The sequence below is a fragment of the Saccharopolyspora ipomoeae genome (assembly GCF_029952525.1).
Taxonomy (GTDB): Bacteria; Actinomycetota; Actinomycetes; order Mycobacteriales; family Pseudonocardiaceae; genus Saccharopolyspora; species Saccharopolyspora ipomoeae.
The window spans coordinates 73,904-94,179 of sequence record NZ_JASAOF010000013.1 but is presented as its reverse complement, the minus strand read 5'-3'; the positions used below and the strand labels follow the sequence as shown (position 1 = coordinate 94,179).

Below are 20,276 nucleotides of genomic sequence, written 5' to 3'. Positions count from 1 at the left end.
TCGGGCCGGAGTCGCGCTCCCGGGCACGCACCTCCGCGATCATCGGCGTGTCGGAGGCGCCGGGAAGACAATCGGCCGCGGCGTGGTTACTACTTCGGGGCCGCCGCGCCCCAGACGTGGTGCTGCGCCCAGGCACCTGCCCGACTTCGACTGATGGAGGCACGGATGACCGCCGCTGCCCGCCCCAAGGTGGACTTCTACTTCGACCCGCTGTGCCCGTTCGCCTGGGTCTCCTCGCGCTGGATCCTGGAGGTCGAGAAGGTCCGCGACATCGACCTGAGCTTCCGCGTGATGAGCCTGGCCGTGCTCAACGAGGGCCGCGACCTTCCCGAGCAGTACCTGGACCTGATGAAGCGCGGCTGGGGCCCGGTGCGCGTGTGCATCGCCGCGGCCAAGCACCACGGCGACGAGGTCCTCTCGCCGCTGTACACCGCGCTGGGCCAGCGCATCCACGACCGGGGCATCAAGGACTTCGACGAGGCGATCGAGGGCGCGCTGGCCGAGGTCGGGCTGCCCGCCGAGCTCGCGCAGGCCGCGCACAGCACCGAGTACGACGAGGAGCTGCGGACCAGCCACCACCAGGGCATGGACCCGGTCGGCGACGAGGTCGGCACGCCCACCCTGCACGTCGACGGCGTCGCCTTCTTCGGCCCGGTCATCACCCGGGTCCCGAAGGGCGAGGAGGCCGCCAAGATCTTCGACGGCGCGGTCGCCATGGCCAGCTACCCGTACTTCTTCGAGCTCAAGCGCAGCCGCACCGAAGACCCGCAGTTCGACTACTGATCCACCGCACACCGGTCTAACATCGGGGGTTCCGGCCCGGGTGGGAAAGTTCCGATGTTTACCGGATTTTTCCCAGGTGGCGGGGTTGAGCTGCGAGAACGGGTGCGGGCGGGTTTTTCCCGGTCATCACGGTTCTCGGGTGCCCGCGGAGGCCGGCCCCGGTCGGGGGACGGGGCCGGCCTCCGGGAACGCGGGTCACGGGGTGTGCAGCCCGGACATCACCTCGGTGACGGGACGGTCCTCGCGGAGGGTCCAGAGCGAGGCCACGATCTCGGCGGCGCGGTCGGGTCCGACCGCGCGTTCGGCGTTGCCGGTGAACTTGGCCGCGAGCTCGTCGGCCGACAGGGGGCGTTGCGGGCCGCCCCGGTTCTCGCGGATCCGCTCGGTCACCGTCGTGCCGTCGGTGAGCTCGGCGGTGAGGACCGCGGGGAACTGGCGCGGGAATCCGGCGGTGGCCTCGTCGTCGGCGACGACCCGCACCCGCCCGGCCAGGTCCAGGCGCGCCGGGTCGGCCGCGGCGGCGTCGGTGAAGTCCTCGTGGAACACGCCCAGCCCGCCGCCGCCGAGCAGCGCCGCCGCAACGGTGTAAGGGCCCGAGAACGCCGCGTGGTAGCCGGAGCGGGGCCGCCGCTTCTCCTCGGCGGGTTCGGCGATCGTGCGCATCACGGGGGCCGGAACGCCGAGCACCAGCTCCCGGACCTGGTCGGCGGTGACGCCGCGCTCGCGCAGCCGCAGCGCCGCGTCCACGCCCGCGTGCGTGAAGTGGTTGCACGGGTAGGGCTTGAAGAACACCCCGGTCGTCTCCCACCGCTCGCCGAGGCCCTCGGTGACGCGCTCCGGGTGGGTCCGCTCGCCGCAGAAGGCGCGCAGGAACCCGAACCGCCCCTCGACGACCGTGGGCGGCCCGGTCAGGCCGTGCCTGGCCAGGTCGGCGGCGGCGACGCCCGCGTGCGCGGCCCAGCCGCAGTGCACCCGCTTGATCGTGCCGCCGGTGCGGTTGGCCTCGATGACCCCGGCGCCCATGCTGGCGGCGATGCCGATCACCGAGGTCAGCTGCTCGGCGTCGAGCCCCTGCAGCATGCCGGAGGCCACCGCCGCCCCGACCGCGCCGCAGATCGCCGTCGCGTGCTGACCGTGCTCGAAGAACACCGAGTTGCCGAGCTCCTCGTCGTAACCGGCCATGCCCAGGCGGCAGGTCACCTCGATGCCCATCGCGGCGGCGGCCAGCAGCGCCGCGCCGCCCGCGCCGGTGCGCTCGGCGGTGGCCAGCGCGGCGGGGACGACGGCGGCCGACGGGTGCAGCACCGACGGCAGGTGGGTGTCGTCGAAATCGAGGCTGTGCGCCAGGGTTCCGTTCACCAGGGCCGCCGACGGGGCCGGGAGCCGTTGTCCCATGCCGATTCCGGTGGCCTGCGGGGCTCCGCCCCACTCGGTGGCCACGGCGCCGGCGATGCGGGCGGGTTCCTCGCGGGTGGCGGCCAGCGAGTTGCCGACGACGTCGACGATGCGCCGGACCAGGTCGTCGGCCAGGACGTCGTCGACGCCCTCGGTCGCCAGCCGGGCGCCGACCTCGCCGATGCGTTGCGCGGGAGTCGTCATGCCGGGACCACCGCCAGCGGGCGGACCGGGGCGCCGGTGGCGCCGACGATGCGCAGCGGGGCGAACACGGCCAGGAACTCGCCGATCCCGGCCTCGGCCGCGTCCTCGCAGGCCATGTGCTCGACGATGTGGATGCCGTGCTCGACCAGCAGGACCCGGTGCACCGGCAGCACGCGGTGCCCGGCACCGGCCGGGATCTGCTCGTAGGCGGTGGTGTCGGTGCCGGTGGCCACGATCCGCCGCTCGGCCAGCCAGTGCGCGGCGTCGACGGTCATGCCGGGAACACCGGTCTCCTTGCCGACGTAGGCCTGCGCGTCGCCGAACAACCGTCCCCAGCCGGTGCGCACCACAGCGATGTCGCCCGCGCCGGGCTCGGCCCCGGCGCGCTCGGCGGCGCGGGCCAGGTCCTCGGCGGTGACGCCGTAGCCGGGTTCGAGGACGTCGACGCCGCGCACCGCGGCGACGTCGAGGAACACGCCCCGGGTGACCATCGGCGGGATGGTCTCGGCGCCGTGCACGGTGTGCTTGCCGCCGCGCTGGGACTCGGCGGCGTCGACGCCGCCGTGCAGCAGCCCGTCGTGGCTGACGTGGGCGAGGGCGTCGACGTGGGTGCCGGTGTGCCCGCCGGTGACGATGACCTCGTTGGACGCCGAGCCGCCGTCGGGGCGGATCGCGTCGCCGTGGCGGCGCTCCAGCGTCATCCGGAAGCCCGGGTGGTTCGGCGAACCTGCCATGCCGGTGTAGAGCGGGTGGCCGAGCTCGATGACCCGGGTCCCGGCCCGGACGGCGTCGAGCAGGTCGGGGCCTGCGGAGGTGGTGGTCACGAGGTGCTCCTTCCCGGCCGGGCACCGGCCGGTTCGTCGTGATCGTGCGGTGACGTCGTGCTCGTGGGGGAGCCGCCGAGCGCGTCGGCGAGCTCGGTCACCCAGCGGGCTCCGGCGACGACGGCCGGGTCGACGAAGCGCCCCCGGTCGTCGACCCACGCCGCGGAGTCGCCCGCGACGTCGAGCGCGTCGAGGAGCGCGCGGGCTCGCTCGACCTCGTCGCGGTCCGGGGTGAAGGTCCGGTGCACGGGGTCGATCTGCCCCGGGTGGATCACCGAGCGGCCGAAGAACCCGGCGTCGCGCAGCGCGGCGCTGTCCTCGGCGAGCCCGGTGGTGTCGGACAGGTCGGTCCAGACGCTGGCGACCGGGCTGGGCAGCCCGGCGGCGCGGTTGGCGGCCACGATCCGGGCGCGGGCCCAGGCGAGTTCGCGGCGGTCGCGAATCCGCAGGTCGGCGGCCAGATCGGTTTCGCCGGGGGAGACCCCGGCGATCAGCGGGTGGCACTCGGCGAGCTCGAACGCCGCGCGCAGGCCGCGGGCGCTCTCGATCAGCAGGTGCAGCGCCAGCCCGGTCCGCTCGGCGAGATCGGCGACAGCGGAAGGGGATTCGGCCTTGGGAACCCGAATTCCCGCCGCACCGCTGCCGATCAGCGCCGCCGCGTCGGCTTCGGACCAGGCGGTGCCCGCGCCGTTGATGCGGACCCACACCCGGTCCGGCCGGGACCGGCAGGTCCGCACCGCGACGTCGCGGGCCTGGTCCTTGTGCGCGGGCGGGACCGCGTCCTCCAGGTCCAGCACGACGGCGTCGGCCGGGCCGTCGAGCGCCTTGCCGACGAGGTCGGCGCGGTGCCCGGGGACGTAGAGCCAGCTGCGGGCCAGGCCGATGGTGGTCACAGAACCCCCTGCGCGCGAAGGCTTTCCAGCTCCTCGGCGTCGACCCCGAGCTCGCCCAGCACCTCGGCGGTGTGGGCTCCCAGGCGCGGGCCGGTGGTGGCGATCCGGCTGGGCGTGTCCGACAGCCGGAACGGGGTGTTCTGGAACCGGACCGGGCCCAGCTCCTCGTCGTCGAGGGTCACGATGCTGCCGAGGGCGTTGAAGTGCGGGTCGGCGAGCACGTCGGCGGCGGTGTAGATCGGTGCGACGGCGGCCTCGGCCTTCTCGAAGGCGTCGACGACCTCGTCGCGGTTGCGGGCGGCGATCCAGGAACCGACGGCGGCGTCGAGCTCCTCGACGTGCTCGGCCCTGCTCGCGCCGCTGGCGAACCAGGGCTCGTCGATCAGCTCGGGCGCGCCGACCAGCCGCATCACGCGTTCGGCGATGGAGTGGGCGCTGGTGGACACGGCCACCCACTGGCCGTCGGCGCACTGGTAGGTGTTGCGCGGGGCGTTGTTGGTGGAGCGGTTGCCGGTGCGCGGCTGCAGCACGCCGAGCTGGTCGTAGGCGATCAAGCCGGGGCCGAGCAGGTGCAGCAGCGGTTCGATGATCGCGGTGTCCACGACCTGCCCGCGGCCGGTGGTCTCGCGGGCGCGCAGCGCGGTCATGATGGCGAACGCCGTGGTCAGCGCGGCCACGCCGTCGGCGAGGCCGAACGGCGGCAGGGTGGGCGGACCGTCGGGCTCACCGGTCATGGCGGCGAACCCGCTCATCGCCTCGGCCAGCGTCCCGAACCCGGGGCGGCTGGAGTAGGGGCCGGTCTGGCCGAAGCCGGTGACCCGAGCCAGCACCAGCTCGGGGTTGCGGGCCGACAGCTCCTCCCAGCCCAGGCCCCAGCGCTCCAGGGTCCCGGGCCGGAAGTTCTCGATGACCACGTCGGCGTCGGCGGCCAGGTCGAGGAACAGCTCGCGGCCGCGCGGGGTGGACAGCACGAGGGTGATCGCGCGCTTGTTGCGGGCCAGCATCTTCCACCAGAGGCCGACGCCGTCCTTCTGCGAGCCGTGGGTGCGGGCCGGGTCGCCGCGCGGGTGCTCGATCTTGATGACGTCGGCTCCGTGGTCGCCGAGCAGCGTGGCGGCCAGCGGGCCCGCGAACAGGGTGGAGGCGTCGAGGACCTTCAGGCCCCCCAGCGCGGCCGGGTGGTCGTGGCTCATGTCGTCCTTCCGGTGGTGGCGACGGCGCGCGCGGGTGCGGTGCCGCCGAGTCGAGCGGTGATCCGGTCGGCGGTCTCGATCAGCTGCGGGGCGGTGGCGGCGACGAACTCCTCGGTGACCCGGAAACGCGGTCCGCACACCGACACCGCGCCGACGACCCCGACCGGGCCGAACACGGCAACGGCGACCGATCCGGCGTCGCCCTGGCGCTCACCGGCCGAGGCGGCGTAGCCGCGCTCGCGGATGCGGGCGAGCTCGGCGCGCAGGGCTTCCGGGTCGGTCGGGGTGTTGGGGGTGAGCGCGAGGAGGTCGCCGGAGAGCAGCCGGTCGACCTCGTCGGGGTCGCAGTGGGCGAGCACGCACTTGCCGGACGAGCCGGCGTGCAGCGGGAACCGCTTGCCGAGCTCGACCGACATGGTGATCTCGTGGGTGCCGACGACCTGGTCGAGGTAGACGCGGCCGCCGTGCACCTTGGCGCTGATGGTGACGGTCTCGTGCAGCTTGTCGCGCAGCTCGGCCAGGAACGGCAGGGCCGCCGCGCGCAGGTCGGAGTCGCGCAGCGCCCGGCTGCCCAGCGCCGCGGCGGCGGGCCCGAGCCGGTACTCGCGGGTCTCCGGGTCGTAGGCGATCAGGTTCCTGCTGGTCAGCGACTGCAGGATGCGGTGGACCACGGCCTTGGACAGGTCCAGCTCCCGGGCCACCTGGCTGACGCCGAGGGTGGGAGGCCCGTCGGTGAACAACAGCAGGACGTCGGCCACGCGCTCGGTGGCTCCGGTGCCGCCGCTCGACTCCGCCACGCGATTCTCCTCGTCGTCAAATACGTACCGCTAGACGGAACAAGAATGTTGGGGATCGTCGTTGGTGTCAAGGAATTTACATCGCAACTCTTGCACTTATCCAGGCTGCCTGGTGTTATCGACCTCACCGAACGGCCGGGACGCCTGTTTCTCTCAGCGGAACGGCATCCGTCGGTCGGGATGAGGAGGAACGATGACGTTCGACGTGGACCTGGTGGTCGCGGGCGCCGGTGGCGGCCTGACCGCCGCGATCCGCGCAGCCGAGCTGGGGCTCGACGTGCTCGTGGTGGACTCCGATCCGAACTTCCGGCGCGGCAACAACACCTCGATGTCGACCGCGATGATTCCGGGGCCCGGATCGCGTTTTCAGGCTCAAGCGGGGATCGAGGACTCCCCGGAGCGGTTCATCGCCGACATCGCGCGCAAGACGGCCGGATCCGCCGACGCGCGGATCGCCACGGCGCTGGCCCACGTCGGTGCTGAGCTCGTGGAATGGCTCGCCGACCAGGTCGGGATGCCGATCGAGCTGCCCACCGACTTCAGCTACCCCGGGCACTCCGCGCCCCGGGTGCACAGCGTGCCCGGCAGGCACGGCTCCTCGCTGCTGCGCCACCTGCTGGAGGCGGTGGAGCGCAGCGAGCGGATCGACCTGATGGTTCCCGCGCGGCTGACCGGCGTGGAAGCGCGCGACGGCGGCCGGATCGCCGTGGTCGAGACCCCCGACGGCGGGCGCGAGGAGATCAGCACCCGCGCGGTCCTGCTCGCCACCAACGGCTACGGCGCCGACCGCGAGCTGGTCGCGAAGCACCAGCCCGAGATCGCGGGCGCGCACTACCACGGCGGCGAGCACTCCCGAGGTGACGCGCTGCGCATCGGCGGCGAGCTCGGCGCGGCCGTCGGATTCCTCGACGCCTACCAGGGCCACGCCGCCCTGTCGGCGTCCGCGCAGACCCTGGTGACCTGGACCGCGGTGATGCACGGCGGCGCCGTCGTCGACTCCGGCGGTGAGCGCTTCGGCGACGAGACCACCGGCTACTCCGAGTACGCCGCCACCCTCGCGGCCCGGCCGGGCGGGCGCGGCTGGCTGGTGTTCGACGAGCGCGTCGACGGCCTGTGCCGCTCCTTCGGCGACTACCAGGACGTGCTGGCCGCGGGCGCGGTCCGCAGCGCGGACTCGCTGCCCGAGCTGGCGGCGGCCATCGGCGTGCCCGCCGAGCCGCTGGAGGCCGAGATCGCCGCGTTGTCGCAGGTCGAGCCGGGCGAGACCGACCGGTTCGGCCGCTCGGCCGCGACGCCGCTGCGCGCGCCGTTCCGGGCCGTGGAGATCATCCCGGCGCTGTTCCACACCCAGGGCGGGTTGCTCGTCGACGAGCACGCCCGCGTCCTCGACACCGCCGGCGACCCGATCCCCGGCCTCTACGCCGCCGGTGGTGCCGCCGCCGGCATCTCCGGCCACGGCGCGGCCGGCTACCTGGCCGGCAACGGCCTGCTCCCCGCGCTGGGCCTCGCCTACCTCGCCGCCGGGCACCTCGCCCGGTCGCTGCCCACCACTCGAACTCCGGAAGGTGCCCGATGAGCAAGCCCGATCTGATCATCCGCGACGTCCGCGTCGTCCGTCCCGGTGGTGGGGAGCCCGTCGCCGCCGACATCGCCGTCACCGGCGGCGTCATCACCGAAGTCGGTGCGGGACTGGACGTTCCGGAGGGCGCGACCGTCCACGACGGACGCGGCAGGCTCGCGTTCCCCGGAGTCGTCGACGCCCACCAGCACTGGGGCATCTACAACCCGCTGTCGGACGACACCGAGACCGAGAGCCGGGCGTGCGCGCAGGGCGGCGTGACCACCTCGCTGACCTACATGCGCACCGGCCAGTACTACCTCAACCGCGGCGGCCCGTACTCCGAGGTGTTCCCGGAGGTGCTGAGCGCCGCCGAGGGCCGGTCCTACGTGGACTACGCGTTCCACCTCGCGCCGATGCAGTCCTCGCACATCGACGAGATCCCCGCGCTGGTGCGCGACCACGGCGTGACCTCGTTCAAGATCTTCATGTTCTACGGCAGCCACGGGTTGCACGGCCGCTCCACCGACCAGAGCGACTTCCTGATGATCCCGGAGGGCGAGCGCTACGACATCGCCCACTTCGAGTTCGTCATGCGCGGCATCCAGGCCGCCCGCGAGGCCAACCCGGACATCGCCGACCAGATCTCGCTGTCGCTGCACTGCGAGACCGCCGAGATCATGACCGCCTACACGCGGCTGGTCGAGGAGGAGGGCGAGCTGTCCGGCCTGGAGGCCTACAGCGCGTCGCGCCCGCCGCACTCCGAGGGCCTGGCGGTGACCATCGCCTCCTACCTCGCGCACGAGACGGGCCTGCCGACCATCAACCTGCTGCACCTGTCGTCGGGCAAGGCGATGGAGGCGGCGATGCTGATGGCCAAGACCTTCCCGCACGTCGACTTCCGCCGCGAGGTCACCATCGGCCACCTGCTCGCCGACGTGACCACCGCCGACGGCGTCGGCGGCAAGGTCAACCCGCCGCTGCGCCCGAGGGCCGACGTCGAGAAGCTCTGGGAGCACCTGCTCGCCGGTGACGTCAGCTGGGTCGTCTCCGACCACGCCTGCTGCCGCGAGGAGCGCAAGTTCGGCGAGGACCACGACGACGTCTTCGCCGCCAAGTCCGGCTTCGGCGGGACCGAGTACCTGCTGCCGGGCCTGGTCGGCGAGGGCCGCAAGCGCGGGCTGTCGATGTCGGCCGTCGCCGAGCTCACCTCCACCAACCCCGCCCGGCGCCTCGGCCTGCCCACCAAGGGCGACATCGCGCCCGGATTCGACGCGGACATCGCGCTGGTCGACCCGGACCGCTCGTTCGTGGTGGACCCGGCGGACTCCGAATCCACCCAGGAGTACACGCCGTTCCGCGGCATGGAGATCGGCGCGACGGTGGAGACCACCTTCCTGCGCGGGCAGCGGATCTTCGACCAGGGCGAGGTCGTGGGCGAGCCGCGCGGCAGCTACCTGCACCGGCCGACGGGCCGCTGATGACCGGCAAGCGTGAAACCAGTTCGGACGCGAGGGAATCCACCATGAGAACACGGTTCCGCTTCGTGACCTTGGGGCTGATCGTCAGCCTCATCGTCATCAACTACATCGACCGCAGCGCGGTGTCCTACGCGGTCGAACCGCTGGAGCAGGCCTTCGGCATCACCACCGCGCAGTACGGGATCATCAGCTCGGTCTTCTCCGTCGGCTACATGGTCGCGGCGTTTCTGTCCGGGCCGCTGGTGGACCGCTTCGGCTGCCAGCGGGTGCTGCTCGCCGCCGTCGCGCTGTTCTCGATCACCACGGCGCTGATCCCGGTCGCGGGCTCGTTCGCGGGACTGCTGGTGATCCGGCTGCTGCTCGGTGTCGGCGAGTCGCCGGCGTTCCCGGCGGCGACCCGGACGGTGAGCCGCTGGCTGCCGATCCGGGAGCGCGGTGTGGCGCTGGCGCTGTGCGGCGGCGTCGCGGTCTCGGGCAGCCTGCTGATCTCCGGTCCGCTGCTGACGCGGCTGATGGACCTGGTCGGCTGGCAGGGCATGTTCTGGACGCTCGCGGGCCTCGGCGTGGTGTGGGCGGTCCTGGCGATGTGGCTGCTGCGCGACCTGCCCGACGAGTCGCCGCGGCTCGACGACGCCGAGCGCGCGCTGATCGCCGCCGATCAGGAGGTCGAGGCCACCGGTGGCCGGGCGAAGGTGCGGTGGCGCCCGCTGCTGACCAACCGGAACCTGTGGGTCGTCGCGGGCGGCTACTTCGCGTGGGGCTTCATGTTCTGGGGCTTCATGTACTGGCTGCCGTCGTTCCTGTCCGGTGCCTACGGGCTCAGCGTGAAGCAGGCGGGCGCGTTCTCGATCGCCCCGTGGGCGTGCGGCATCGTCGGTGCGCTGGTCGGCGGCGTGGTCGTGGACCGCGTCTACCGGCGCAGCCCGAAGATCCGCAGCCGGTTCGCGGTGATGGGCGTGGCGCTGCTGCTGGCCGGGTGCTCGCTGGTGCCGCTGGCGATCGCCCCGACCCTGACGGTCGCGCTGATCTCGATCTCGGCGGGCGTGGGCTTCGGCTTCATCACCGGCGGGATCTGGTGGGTGGCCTCGATCGACGCGGCCCCCGACCAGCCGGGCAGCGCGGCCGGGTTCGCCGACGCCGCGTTCGCCTCGGCCGGGATCGTGGCGCCGTCGCTGATGGGCTTCATCGTGTCCAGCACCGGCAGCTTCACCAGCGGTTTCGTGGTCATGGCGGGTCTGGCGGTGGCCGGTGCGCTGCTGATGCTGCTGGTGCCGCGCGAGCGCACCACGACCTCCAGCGCCGCGCCCGCCGCGGTGGAGGCATGACGGTGGAGCAGCAGGAGGCGGTCCGGGGCGCGGTCGGCGGGCTGGGCGAGTGGGTGGCCCGGCTGCGCTGGTCCGACGCCCCGGCCGAGGTCCGGGAGCGCCTGCTGACGGTGCTGGTCGACGCCGTGGCGGTGACGGCCCTCGGTTCGCGCGAACCCGCGCAGCGCGCGTTCGTCGAGGCGTGGGACGCACCGGACGGCCCGGCACCGGTGTTCGGCACCGGCCGCACCGCGGCGGTGGACGCCGCCGCGTGGCTCAACGCCACGGCGGCGGTCCGGCTCGAACTCGACGACGGGCACCGGCTGGCCGGGGGACACCCGGCGGCGCACGGGTTCCCCGCCGTCCTGGCCCTGGCCTCCCGCGGGACGACGACGGGCGCGGAGCTGTGCGCGGCGCTGCTCGCCGCCTACGAGGTCGCCGCCCGCTTCGGCCGCGCGACCAGCCTCCGGCCGGGCACCCACCCCCACGGCAACTGGGGCGTGGCGGGCGCGGGCGCCGGTTGCGCCCGGGTCCTGGGGCTCGACGGGCAGGGCGCGACGGCCGCGATCGACGCGGCGAGCGGGATGCCGATCGCAGGGCCGTTCTCGGCCGCCCTGGACGGAAACCCGGTGCGCGACAACTGGATCGGTGCCGCCAACCAGTCCGGCCTGGTCGCGGCCCGGCTCGCCGCGACCGGCACCGGGCACCCGACGGGCATCGCCGCGCACGCCCTCGGCGACCTGCTCGGCACCCTCGACCCGGCCGTCCTCGACGACGGTGTGGGGGAGCGCTGGGAAGTCCTCGGCGGCTACTTCAAGCAGCACTCGTCGTGCTCGTTCACCCACGCCGCCATCGACGCGGCCCTGTCCCTGCGCGACCAGGTCGACGAGGGAACGGCGCAGGTCCTGGTGGAGATCCACTCGCTGGGCGCGCAGCTCGACCGCGCGAGCTGGCCGACACCGCTGGCCGCGATGTTCTCGCTGCCGTTCGTGGTGGCCACCGCCCTGCGCCGGGGCCGCGTCGTCCCGGCCGACCTCTCCGCGGACTCCCTCGCCGACCCGGCGACGGCGGACCTCGCCCACCGCGTCGTGGTGCGCCCGGCGGCCGACCTCGACGCCCGGTTGCCGGACGAGCGCCCGGTCCGGGTCACGGTCACCTCGGACCGGGGCCGCCACGTCGCCGAGCGCCCGAACCCGGTGGGGGACGCCGCGTTCCAGCCGTTCACCGCCGACGACCGGATCCGCGTTCTGAGCGACCTGCTGGGCGACCCGGCGGCGGTCGCGGCGATCCGCGACCACGTCGCGGACCTGCCGGACGCCCCGGACGCGGGAAAGACCTTGCGCGCACTCGGTTCCGCGCTGGGCACTCGATGAGGAGGAACATGCTCGTCCACGCCGTCACCCCGATCACCGTCGGCCCGGCCGAGGTGGCTCGCCGCCAGGCCCGCTACGACGCGCTGTCCCCGGCGGGCGTCGAGATCGTCCTGAGCGATCTGCCGGACGGACCCCGCGCGCTCAACACCGCCGACGACGTCCGACGTTCCGAGAAGCTGGTCGCCGCAGCCCTGTCCGCAGCACCGGAGTGCGACGCGGTGCTGCCGGACTGCGTGCTGGACCCGGCGGTCCCCGCCGACGGCGGCGCGCTCGGCGGTACACCTGCTCTCGGCCTGCTGCGCCTGACCGTGGGCGCCGCCGTCGCCGCCGGGCACCGGGTCGGCGCGATCACCCGCAACGAGGCGATCGCGGCCGAGCTCCGCGACCGCATCACCGCCTACGGCTGGGACTCGGCGTTCCACGAGGTCAGCGTCCTGGACCTGGAGGTCGAGGACATCACCGACCCGGACCGCTGGGCCGCCGCGATGCGCCCGGCCCTGATCGCGGCCCGCGACGCAGGAGTCACGGCAGTGGTCAACGGCTGCTCCGCGGTAGACACGACCGCCCAGGACCCGGACCTCCCGCTGGTCCTCGACCCGATCCGCACCGGCCTCGCCGTCCTCGCCGCACTGCAGCCACGCTGACCTGCGAAAACTCGTGTGCGGGTAGAATTGCCGAGTGATCACCGTCCGCGATCCGCACCCGTGGCCGACCACGGAGGCCGAAGCCAAGCCCTCCAGCAGCGGCTCCGGCCGCTCGTGCGCTTCGACGGTGCACCGCAGGAGGTCCGCTACGCGGCGGGCCTCGACGTCGACTACCGCGAGGACTCCGACGAGCTGGTCGCCGCGGTGACGGTCCCTCAGTGGGCGATGTTCCTGGACGCGGTGAAGTCCGACCGTTTCAACAGGTGACGACACCATGAGGATCCCGGACTTCTGCTCGTTCAGAGCCCTCGCGGCTTAGCTCTCGTTCGCCTCGTGCAGTTTCTCCTGGAGCCAAGGCGGGATGTTCTCCTCGTCGCGGGGGAAGCGCTCCAGGTCTTCGACGAAGCTCTTGGGGCTGATCGCGACGGGGAAGTGCGGCTCTGAGTCGTACTCGAAATCGGTCTTGTAGCGCCCTGATTGGTCGACCGTAATCGTGGCGGTGAACCAGGTTCCCTGGTGTTCGTCATGCATGGCGCGCCGCAAACGACTCATCGCGCGCACGACGGTGAGTGGCACGTCGTTCGTCTCGACGTCCGTGCCATCGCTCATGGTGACGTTGACCCGATAGCTGCTCGTGCCGGCTGCGGCCACGTACTTGAACTCGGCTGTGGACCAACCGGCAGGAACGCGCTCGGCGATACCTTGGGCGGCTTCGTTCAAATACTGTGACTGCTCGTCGAGTCCCACTTCAGGGCCTGTCATCGGGGGCCTTTCCTCGGCAGGTAGGTCTACGCCTCGCGCATTCTAACACGCTCATATTTGTTGATCTGGGATGTTCTCAAACAGTAGTGGTGGGTGAATGGTGCCGTCGATTCCGTACTTGACCGCGACGACTTCGGGAATTCTGGTGTCGTCGGAATAGAGTACTTCCACGCGCATTTCCACCTTCTTGCCCGCCTGGATTTCACTGCCCAGGTACTCTTCGAGCTTGCGGTAGTTATCCAGCCTTGATGAATCTGGCTGCGCCTGGTTCAGCTCTCGGAGCATGGGGATCATGTTGATGTACTCGCCCGCCCCGCCGAATTCGGTACCGATTAGATGTCCGCCGTCCCAGCCGACTTCCTCGTAGAGTTCGACTTCGTGCGGCTGTGGGTCCCGTCCGTGCTCTTCCTGGAACTCCTTGATCGAGGCCTCGTTCTGGGATTTGATCTCATCTCGACCGTCGTGCCCGCGAGGGCCTTGGTCGGGGCCTCGGCGGTCCTTGTCGGAGCCGGTGTGGTGAAGTTCGCCTTCCGCGCTGATAGTTCGACCGAGGCCATCGGTTTGGTACTTGTAATCAATCCGCTGACCGTCGACCGTCGAAGTCACTCGGTAAGTCGCGTCGGGATGAATGGGTCGACGGAGGTCAGGATTCCAAGCGCCCTTTCGGCCGGCCTCCGCGTTGACCTCCTTGATGTTCCCGTCCTTGTCCGTGATGAATTCACCGCGGTACCGGCCGCTCTGATCCGTGACTACGTACCGCGTGTTCTCTTCCAGTTTTGGACGTGTGGAATTGTCGTCTTCTGCGGCGAATTGCTTGGAACGCTTGGGTGAAAGTGGATCGTCTGCTGTGACGTTCCGGATGGGGCGTCCTTCGTCGTCGTGCGTGCGCGGCGAAGGAGTTCCGTCATCGCCCCGCGATTCGGCGTCAGCCGGACGCTTACCAGGGTCTTCCCCATCTCGGGTCGGGTGGAAGCCGTCGTTGCTGGAGGGGGTGGTGGTGCCGTCGGGGTGGTGGGTTTCCCAGGTGCCGTTCGGGGGCCAGCCGGGGCGGCCGTCGGGTCCCATGTCGGTGGCGAAGACCCGGCCGTTGCCGTCGGTCCAGGCGAGGCCGTTGGGGGCGGTGACGGGGACTCCGAGCTCGTTCGACAGGTCGCGGGCCAGGCCGCTGGTGCCTGCGTCGCAGGAGAGGAGGCGGACCGGTTTGGTGCCGTCGAAGTTCGGGTCCCGGCGGAGCATGTCGGCGAATTCCTTCGCCGAGAACGTGTGGTCGCCGATGCGGACCCGGCCGTCGGGTAAGGCGTGTGCGTCGACCGTGTGGTGGACGCCGTCGTCCGGGACCCGGTCCGCCAGGTCGCGCATCCTCGGGTCGTCGTGGAACGACGAGCCCGCCGGGGTCTCCTGGCGGGTGGACTCGGCCTGGTCGAGCTGCTCCTGGCGCTCCGGGGTGCCGGGTTCGGCGTCGCGGGGCCGGTCGGAGTCGTGGTCCGGGCCGTCGTGGCGCTGGTCGGGGGAATCGGAGCTCTCCGGGCGAGCGCCGTCCGGGCCGTCCTGACCCTGGCCGGGACCATCCGGTGTCTGATCGGATCCGTTCGGCCTGGACCCGTCCGGACGGCTGCCATCAGGGTGCTGACCAGGGGTTTCCGTCCTGGGGGCGCCGGGGCGCTGGCCCGGGCCGTCCGGGCGGGGTGTCGTGGCGTCGGGCCGGGTGGACGTGGGGGAGTCCGGGCGCGAGGTGCGCTGCTGGGGGACGCCGGTGTCGGGACGCGACGGGGAGTCCGCACCACGGGGCGTGGTGCGGGGCGCGTCCGGGCGCGTGCCCAGGTCACCGCCCATCGGGCGGGCCGCCGCGCCGGGGGAACCCGCGGTTCCCGTCCAGCCGCCGCTGCCGCCGGGGCGGCCGCCTCCTGCGGACGGCGTCGCACCCGCTCCACCGGTCGTGCCCGGGGCGCCACCGGCCATGCCGCCACCCACCGGGCCACCCGCTGCGGGCTGGTCCGCGCGCGGAGCGGCCGGAGCGGGACCGGCTGCGCTGGGGGCGGGGGCTGCGGGGGCGTCCACGTTCGCCGCCGCCGTGCTCGCCGGGGAGCTCGGTGCGCGGTCGCCGTCGACGGGCAGCGTGCCGCTGAACGATCCGCCGCCGGAACCACCCGAGTGCGAGCTCGACGATCCGCCTCCGCCGGCCTGGGACATTCCACCTCCGCCGGAAGCCCCGCCGCTGCCGGAGGAACCGTTCGACGACGAGCTGGAGGAGTCCGAAGAGGACGGTGCGTCGGAGCGGCCCGGATCGGTCGTGCCGCCTCCGGACGAGCCGGTGTCGGCGGAGGAGCGCGCGTCAGCGGCGGAGGAACCGCCGTCGGAGCTCGACCTCGCGTCGGAGCCCGACGAGGAATCCGCGCTGGACGGGCCGTCCGAGGTCTGCGAGCCCGACGAGCTGCTGGGGGAATCCGAGGTGTTGGGGGAATCCGAGGTGCTGGCGGTCGAGACACCGGAATCCGACGACGAACCGCCGGAATCCGCGGCGCGGCTCGAACCCGAGTCCGAGGACGACCCGGAATCCGACGAGGAACGGCTGTCTGGCGAGGAGTCCGACGTCGAGCCGGAACCGGAATCGGAGGACGACGAGCCCGGTGAGTCCGAAGTGGACGAGCCGGGATCGGTCGACGAAGACCCGCTGTCGGAGGACGAGGAACGGCTTTCGGACGACCCCGAGTCGGACGACGAGCTGTCTGACGACGCTCCACCCGAGTCGGAGCCGCTGTCGGAGGAGGACGCGCTCGAATCGGAGGGCCCGCCGTCGGACGAGCCGGAATCGGAGGACCCGCTGTCGGACGACGATCCCGAGTCGGTCGACGAAGAGCTGTCCGAAGACGACCCGGAGCTGGACGACGAGCTGTCCGACGAAGACCCACCCGAGTCCGACGACCCCGACGAGCCGCCGTCGGTGTCGGGCACGTCGACGCCGCCGAACTCGTTCTTCGCGCCGCCGATGCCGCCCATGAGCGATCCGGTCGCGCCGCCGGACATCGCGCCGGTGCCGACGTCGCTCCAGTCGAGCTTGCCCTCGGTGATGAGCTGTTCGGCCGCGCTGCCCACCGCGCCTTGGGCGGCACCGAGCGCGCCTTCCTTCAGGGCCTCCTTGCCGATGGACTTCGCCGCGCTCTCGGCGGCCTCACCGGCCGCCTCACCTGCGGCGTCGCCCGCCGCGCGCCCGGCGGCGGTACCCGCGTTGCCCGCCGCGTCACCGGCCGCGTCGCCGAGGGCGTCGCCGGCGCCCTTGCCGAACGCCTTGCCCGCGCCTTCGAAGACGCCGCCCACGGCGCCGCCGATGGCACCGCTGATCGCGGCGTCCTTGAACTTGCCGCCGTCGAGGCCGTCGCGGGTGCCCATCGCGACCTGGGTGCCCTGCACCGCGAACTCGATCGCCACCGACGTCGCGACCTCGATGGCGACGTTCTTGAGGATGCTGAACACGAGCTGCTTGAAGATCTGCAGCACCACGGCTCGGGTGATGCCCTGAGCTGCGGCGATACCGGCGGTGGAGGCTCCGAAGGTGGCCGGTGCGGCGGCGATCATCGCGGCGATCTGGATGGCCAGCGCGATCAGCGACGCGATGATGGTGAGCTTGGTGTGCTCGACGTCGAGGGCCGCGTCGTCGCAGGACTTCGCGAGCTTCTCGCACGCTTCCTTGAGCTTCGGCAGGGCCGCGTCGCCGCCGTCGCCGATGTCCTTCCACAGCTTGGTGAACGCGTCCGCGGTCTGGCCCTCCATCGCGGACTTGGCCTGCTGCGCACCGCCGTTGGCGGAGTTCCGGACGCCGTCGATGCCTTCGGCGGCCGTGCGCCACGCGTCGGCCATCCGGCGCATGGCGTCCTCGTCACCCTCCGGCCAGGACTGCCCGACGACGATCGGCAGCAGCCACTTGACCTCGTCGGGCATCTCGATGCTCACGTGTGGTCAACTCCCTACCGAGGCATGTTCGAGCCGGACTTGCCGATGCCGCTCGCGCTCTGCTCGTCGCCGGATTCGGTGTCGTCGGCGGTGGCTTTGAGGTTGTCGTCGATGTCGCCGAGCGCCTTGACCACCTTCTTCAGGCTCTCCAGGACGCTGTCGCGGCCCTTGGTGTAGTCACCGCCGAACTTCTGGCCGGCCTCGTCGTCGCCCCAGCACTCGCCTTCGCCGTCCAAAGAGGACTTGAGGGTGTTCAGGACCTGGTCGAGGTCGTCCCCCGCGTTGCCGATCTTCTTGCCGCCCGAGCGGATCTCCTCGGGCTGCATCCGCATCTTGCCGCTCATCGGCGGCCACCTCGGCGGTTGCTCTCCCAGTCGTCGTCCCAGTCGTCCGGTCCGGCCTGCACCTGCGGTGCGGACGCGGCACGGCCGGAGTGGGACTCCTCGCTGCGGCGCTGGGCGCGCTCGGCTTCGGGATCGGGCGGTGCGACCAGCGGACCGCTGTTGAGCAGGCCCTGCAACGACGGCATCCCGGGCACCTCGGGAACGTGCGAGGTGTCGGCCAGCGGCGCGAACTCGGACTGCAGCTGCCGCTGCGCGGTCCCGGAGGCCTCCCGGATCACGCTGGTGATCGACCGCGCCAGCTTCTCCGGGTTGGTGCGCTCGAACGCCTTGTCCGACAGGCGGACTTCCTGCACGGTCCCGGTCGCGTCCACCCGGGCGCTGACCAGGCCGTCGTCGGAGGTGGCCTCGAACGTCTGCCGCGCGGCGCTTTCCCGCTTCTCCTGGATGTCGGCGGTGCGCTTGCGCAGGTCGTCGAGCATGTCGTCGATCTGGTTCCGCAGCGCGGCGTTCCGCGCGACCTTCTCCTCGCTCGACGCGTCGAAGTCCCGTCCAGACATGATCAGCCTTCCCCCGGCTCAAACGGCACGTGCAGTGCGGCTTCGTGGCTCCGGTCAGTGTGACGTGTGCTCGGTCCGGTCGGTGCCATCGACTAGCACAATGCGGCCGAACGATGCCATTCACTGGGCTGAACGGTCTAGCGCTGACCGGGTGGTTTCCGGCGGGAAGGGTGATTCGTCCGGTGATGTCCGGCCGCGGCAGACGTCGGCGAGGCGGGCCAGGTCCGCCGATTGGTCCCGTGCGAACTCCGCCGTGACGGGGAGTCCGTGGCCGGGGACCACGGTGGTGGGGTTCAGGTCGAGGAGTGCGTCCACTGTGGAGGGCCAGTGCAGGGGGTGGGCGTCCTCGAAGTCCGGGGGAGCGCCCTGCTCGACCAGGTCTCCGGCGAAGACCACCGCGGCGTCGGGGACGTGCGCGACGAGGTCGTGATCGGTGTGGCCGGGGCCGAAGTGGTGCAGGTGCACCTCCCGGCCGCCGAGGTCGAGCACGGCGGTGTCGGTGACGAGGTGGTCGGGGAGGGCCGGTGCGGAGGCGGCGAGCGCGTCGGCGGTGTCGGCGTCGCCCTGCTCGCGGTAGTGGGCGACCCAGTGTTCGCGCTGGTCGACGGCGGTGCGGTCGAGGAAGTGCGGGCACCGGGCCTGCGCCCACACCGGGGCCGGGAGGAACGCGGAGGTGCCGAAGCAGTGGTCGAAGTGGCCGTGCGTGAGGGCGATCCGCAGCGGCAGCGCGGTGATCTCGCGGACCGCCTCGGCGAGCTCGGCGCCCTGGCGGTGATCGCCCCGGGTGTCGATCACCAGCGCCGCCTCGTCGCCGACTACGAGGCCGGTAGTCAGGTCCAGCTCGGCGTGGCGCCGGGCGAACACGCCCGCCGCGAGTTCGATCCAGGTGTCGTCCACGCGGGAAGCCTAGTGCGACCCCCAGCTGATCTCTGCCAGACTCGGCAGATGCGTCTCTACGCCGCTCTCACCGCGCTGATCGCGACCGCCATCGGCGTCGGCGTGCTGTTCTTCGCCAACAGCGCACTCTCCCCGCTGCTCCTCGGCGGGCCCGGTTCGACCTGCCCAGAGCCCGACTGCGCGCTGGGCGCCGGGTTGTGGCTGATCGCCGGGGCGGTGGCGGTGGTGCTGGTCGCGTTCCTCGCCGGGCTCCTGCGGCCCGCCGAGCAGCCGGTGCGTCGAGGGCTGTGGATCGCGCTCTGGTGCACGGCGGTCTACCTGGTCGAATCGGTTGTGGTCTGGGTCCTCATCTGAGCATCCCCGGGCGGGTGGTGCGACGCCCGTGTGCTTGACTTTTCTCCCGCGCGCACAACGACTTCGGGAGGACGGTTTTGCCGGAGGGCCACACGCTGCACCGGCTCGCCGGGGTGCACCAGGAGCTGTTCGCGGGCACCCGGGTCCGGGTCAGCAGCCCGCAGGGGCGCTTCGCCTCCAGCGCATCGGAGCTGGACGGAGCCGTGTTCGAGCGCGCTGAGGCGCACGGCAAGCACCTGTTCCACTGCTACGGCGCGGACCGCGTGGTGCACGTCCACCTCGGGCTCTACGGCACGTTCACCGAGACCGAGCTGCCGGTCACCGAGCCGCGCGGGCAGGTGCGGATGCGCCTCGTCGGCCGAACGCACTTCACCGACCTGCGCGGTCCCACCCGCTGCGAGCTGATCACCCCGGACGAGGTCGCGACCGTCCGCGACCGGCTCGGCCCGGACCCGCTGCGCGTGGACGCCGATCCCGAGCGCGCGTGGACGCGGATCTCGAAGTCGCGCACCAGCATCGCCGCGCTGCTGATGGATCAGAAGGTGCTCGCCGGCGTCGGCAACGTCTACCGCGCCGAAGTGCTGTTCCGGCACGGCATCCCGCCCATGACGCCCGGACGCGACCTGGGTCGCGAGCGCTGGGAGCTCATCTGGGCCGACCTGGTCGAGCTCATGGCCGACGGCGTCAAGGTCGGCCGCATCGACACCGTCCGCCCCGAACACCTCCCCGAGGCCACCGGCAGAGCCCCGCGCCAGGACCGCCACGGCGGCGAGGTCTACACCTACCGCCGCGCCGGAATGCCCTGCCTCATCTGCGGTGACGAGATCGCCAGAGCCGACCTCGTCGCCCGCAACCTCTACTGGTGCCCCACCTGCCAACCCGAATGACCGGCACTGGACAGTTCTAGCCACAATTGTCCGGGCAAAACGGACATCGATCATGGGTGATTATGGCTAAAACTGTCC

Annotated in this window: 19 protein-coding genes; 9 read left to right on the top strand and 10 right to left on the bottom strand. The window is 72.1% G+C overall.

From position 1 onward, the window contains the following. Window positions 1-165: 165 nt before the first annotated feature. Window positions 166-783 (top strand): mycothiol-dependent nitroreductase Rv2466c family protein, encoded by a 618-nt coding sequence (locus QFW96_RS19640; protein WP_281457151.1) that lies wholly within the window; start codon window positions 166-168, stop codon window positions 781-783. 195 nt (window positions 784-978) lie between these two features. Here QFW96_RS19640 and QFW96_RS19635 read toward each other — a convergent pair whose 3' ends face one another. Genes QFW96_RS19635 through QFW96_RS19615 form a run of 5 tightly spaced genes read right to left on the bottom strand, consistent with a single transcriptional unit; the run spans window position 979 to window position 6,089 of the window. After that, window positions 979-2,382 (bottom strand): MmgE/PrpD family protein, encoded by a 1,404-nt coding sequence (locus QFW96_RS19635; RefSeq protein WP_281457150.1) that lies wholly within the window; start codon window positions 2,380-2,382, stop codon window positions 979-981. After that, entirely contained in the window at window positions 2,379-3,206 is an 828-nt protein-coding gene (locus QFW96_RS19630; RefSeq protein WP_281457149.1) for a cyclase family protein, read from the bottom strand. The genes QFW96_RS19635 and QFW96_RS19630 overlap by 4 nt, the downstream gene beginning before the upstream one ends. Beyond that, window positions 3,203-4,099 carry an HpcH/HpaI aldolase/citrate lyase family protein gene (locus tag QFW96_RS19625; RefSeq protein ID WP_281457148.1) on the bottom strand — a complete coding sequence of 299 codons (897 nt, stop codon included), beginning with the start codon at window positions 4,097-4,099 and terminating at the stop codon, window positions 3,203-3,205. The genes QFW96_RS19630 and QFW96_RS19625 overlap by 4 nt, the downstream gene beginning before the upstream one ends. Beyond that, window positions 4,096-5,292: a CaiB/BaiF CoA transferase family protein gene (locus QFW96_RS19620; RefSeq protein WP_281457147.1), complete on the bottom strand. Its 1,197-nt coding sequence runs from the start codon at window positions 5,290-5,292 to the stop codon at window positions 4,096-4,098. The genes QFW96_RS19625 and QFW96_RS19620 overlap by 4 nt, the downstream gene beginning before the upstream one ends. After that, window positions 5,289-6,089, bottom strand: coding sequence for an IclR family transcriptional regulator (locus QFW96_RS19615; RefSeq protein WP_281457146.1), 801 nt, complete (start codon window positions 6,087-6,089; stop codon window positions 5,289-5,291). Before QFW96_RS19615 ends, QFW96_RS19620 begins: the two co-directional genes overlap by 4 nt. A gap of 193 nt (window positions 6,090-6,282) precedes the next feature. Between QFW96_RS19615 and QFW96_RS19610 the strand changes: the two genes are divergently transcribed. The 6 genes from QFW96_RS19610 to QFW96_RS19585 are packed head-to-tail and all read left to right on the top strand — an operon-like array spanning window position 6,283 to window position 12,716. Continuing rightward, window positions 6,283-7,665, top strand: a complete 1,383-nt coding sequence (locus QFW96_RS19610) for an FAD-dependent oxidoreductase (RefSeq protein WP_281457145.1) — start codon at window positions 6,283-6,285, stop codon at window positions 7,663-7,665. Beyond that, window positions 7,662-9,128 (top strand): dihydroorotase, encoded by a 1,467-nt coding sequence (locus QFW96_RS19605; protein WP_281457144.1) that lies wholly within the window; start codon window positions 7,662-7,664, stop codon window positions 9,126-9,128. The genes QFW96_RS19610 and QFW96_RS19605 overlap by 4 nt, the downstream gene beginning before the upstream one ends. A gap of 44 nt (window positions 9,129-9,172) precedes the next feature. After that, window positions 9,173-10,453 (top strand): MFS transporter, encoded by a 1,281-nt coding sequence (locus QFW96_RS19600; protein ID WP_281457143.1) that lies wholly within the window; start codon window positions 9,173-9,175, stop codon window positions 10,451-10,453. Continuing rightward, complete coding sequence (locus tag QFW96_RS19595; protein ID WP_281457142.1) at window positions 10,450-11,805, top strand: MmgE/PrpD family protein; 1,356 nt, start codon at window positions 10,450-10,452, stop codon at window positions 11,803-11,805. The genes QFW96_RS19600 and QFW96_RS19595 overlap by 4 nt, the downstream gene beginning before the upstream one ends. 8 nt (window positions 11,806-11,813) lie before the next feature. Then, window positions 11,814-12,449, top strand: a complete 636-nt coding sequence (locus tag QFW96_RS19590; RefSeq protein ID WP_281457141.1) for an aspartate/glutamate racemase family protein — start codon at window positions 11,814-11,816, stop codon at window positions 12,447-12,449. Window positions 12,450-12,509: 60 nt separating this feature from the next. Next, window positions 12,510-12,716: a hypothetical protein gene (locus tag QFW96_RS19585; protein WP_281457140.1), complete on the top strand. Its 207-nt coding sequence runs from the start codon at window positions 12,510-12,512 to the stop codon at window positions 12,714-12,716. A gap of 48 nt (window positions 12,717-12,764) precedes the next feature. Here the strand turns inward: QFW96_RS19585 and QFW96_RS19580 are convergent, their stop codons facing one another. From QFW96_RS19580 to QFW96_RS19560, 5 genes are all read right to left on the bottom strand, one after another. Beyond that, on the bottom strand, window positions 12,765-13,211 hold the full coding sequence (locus QFW96_RS19580) for an immunity protein YezG family protein (RefSeq protein ID WP_281457139.1): 447 nt from the start codon (window positions 13,209-13,211) through the stop codon (window positions 12,765-12,767). Between the two features lie 51 nt (window positions 13,212-13,262). After that, a complete protein-coding gene (locus QFW96_RS19575) occupies window positions 13,263-17,159 on the bottom strand; it encodes a WXG100-like domain-containing protein (protein ID WP_281457138.1) in 3,897 nt (1,298 codons plus the stop codon). 14 nt (window positions 17,160-17,173) lie between these two features. Next, window positions 17,174-17,503: a WXG100 family type VII secretion target gene (locus QFW96_RS19570; RefSeq protein WP_281457137.1), complete on the bottom strand. Its 330-nt coding sequence runs from the start codon at window positions 17,501-17,503 to the stop codon at window positions 17,174-17,176. Continuing rightward, window positions 17,500-18,060: a YbaB/EbfC family nucleoid-associated protein gene (locus tag QFW96_RS19565; RefSeq protein ID WP_281457136.1), complete on the bottom strand. Its 561-nt coding sequence runs from the start codon at window positions 18,058-18,060 to the stop codon at window positions 17,500-17,502. The genes QFW96_RS19570 and QFW96_RS19565 overlap by 4 nt, the downstream gene beginning before the upstream one ends. 120 nt (window positions 18,061-18,180) lie before the next feature. Then, complete coding sequence (locus QFW96_RS19560) at window positions 18,181-18,957, bottom strand: MBL fold metallo-hydrolase (RefSeq protein WP_281457135.1); 777 nt, start codon at window positions 18,955-18,957, stop codon at window positions 18,181-18,183. Between the two features lie 48 nt (window positions 18,958-19,005). On the opposite strand from QFW96_RS19560, the gene QFW96_RS19555 reads away from it, so the two are divergent. Then, window positions 19,006-19,311, top strand: coding sequence for a hypothetical protein (locus QFW96_RS19555; protein WP_281457134.1), 306 nt, complete (start codon window positions 19,006-19,008; stop codon window positions 19,309-19,311). 77 nt (window positions 19,312-19,388) lie between these two features. Next, entirely contained in the window at window positions 19,389-20,198 is an 810-nt protein-coding gene (locus QFW96_RS19550; protein ID WP_281457133.1) for an Fpg/Nei family DNA glycosylase, read from the top strand. Window positions 20,199-20,276: the final 78 nt, after the last annotated feature.

Bases quoted from the DNA above. Each gene is read 5' to 3' on its own strand.
- QFW96_RS19640 (WP_281457151.1), top strand. From the start codon at position 166: ATGACCGCCGCTGCCCGCCCCAAGGTGGACTTCTACTTCGACCCGCTG.
- QFW96_RS19635 (WP_281457150.1), bottom strand. From the start codon at position 2,382: ATGACGACTCCCGCGCAACGCATCGGCGAGGTCGGCGCCCGGCTGGCG.
- QFW96_RS19620 (WP_281457147.1), bottom strand. From the start codon at position 5,292: ATGAGCCACGACCACCCGGCCGCGCTGGGGGGCCTGAAGGTCCTCGAC.
- QFW96_RS19610 (WP_281457145.1), top strand. From the start codon at position 6,283: ATGACGTTCGACGTGGACCTGGTGGTCGCGGGCGCCGGTGGCGGCCTG.
- QFW96_RS19605 (WP_281457144.1), top strand. From the start codon at position 7,662: ATGAGCAAGCCCGATCTGATCATCCGCGACGTCCGCGTCGTCCGTCCC.
- QFW96_RS19600 (WP_281457143.1), top strand. From the start codon at position 9,173: ATGAGAACACGGTTCCGCTTCGTGACCTTGGGGCTGATCGTCAGCCTC.
- QFW96_RS19595 (WP_281457142.1), top strand. From the start codon at position 10,450: ATGACGGTGGAGCAGCAGGAGGCGGTCCGGGGCGCGGTCGGCGGGCTG.
- QFW96_RS19590 (WP_281457141.1), top strand. From the start codon at position 11,814: ATGCTCGTCCACGCCGTCACCCCGATCACCGTCGGCCCGGCCGAGGTG.
- QFW96_RS19580 (WP_281457139.1), bottom strand. From the start codon at position 13,211: ATGACAGGCCCTGAAGTGGGACTCGACGAGCAGTCACAGTATTTGAAC.
- QFW96_RS19570 (WP_281457137.1), bottom strand. From the start codon at position 17,503: ATGAGCGGCAAGATGCGGATGCAGCCCGAGGAGATCCGCTCGGGCGGC.
- QFW96_RS19565 (WP_281457136.1), bottom strand. From the start codon at position 18,060: ATGTCTGGACGGGACTTCGACGCGTCGAGCGAGGAGAAGGTCGCGCGG.
- QFW96_RS19555 (WP_281457134.1), top strand. From the start codon at position 19,006: ATGCGTCTCTACGCCGCTCTCACCGCGCTGATCGCGACCGCCATCGGC.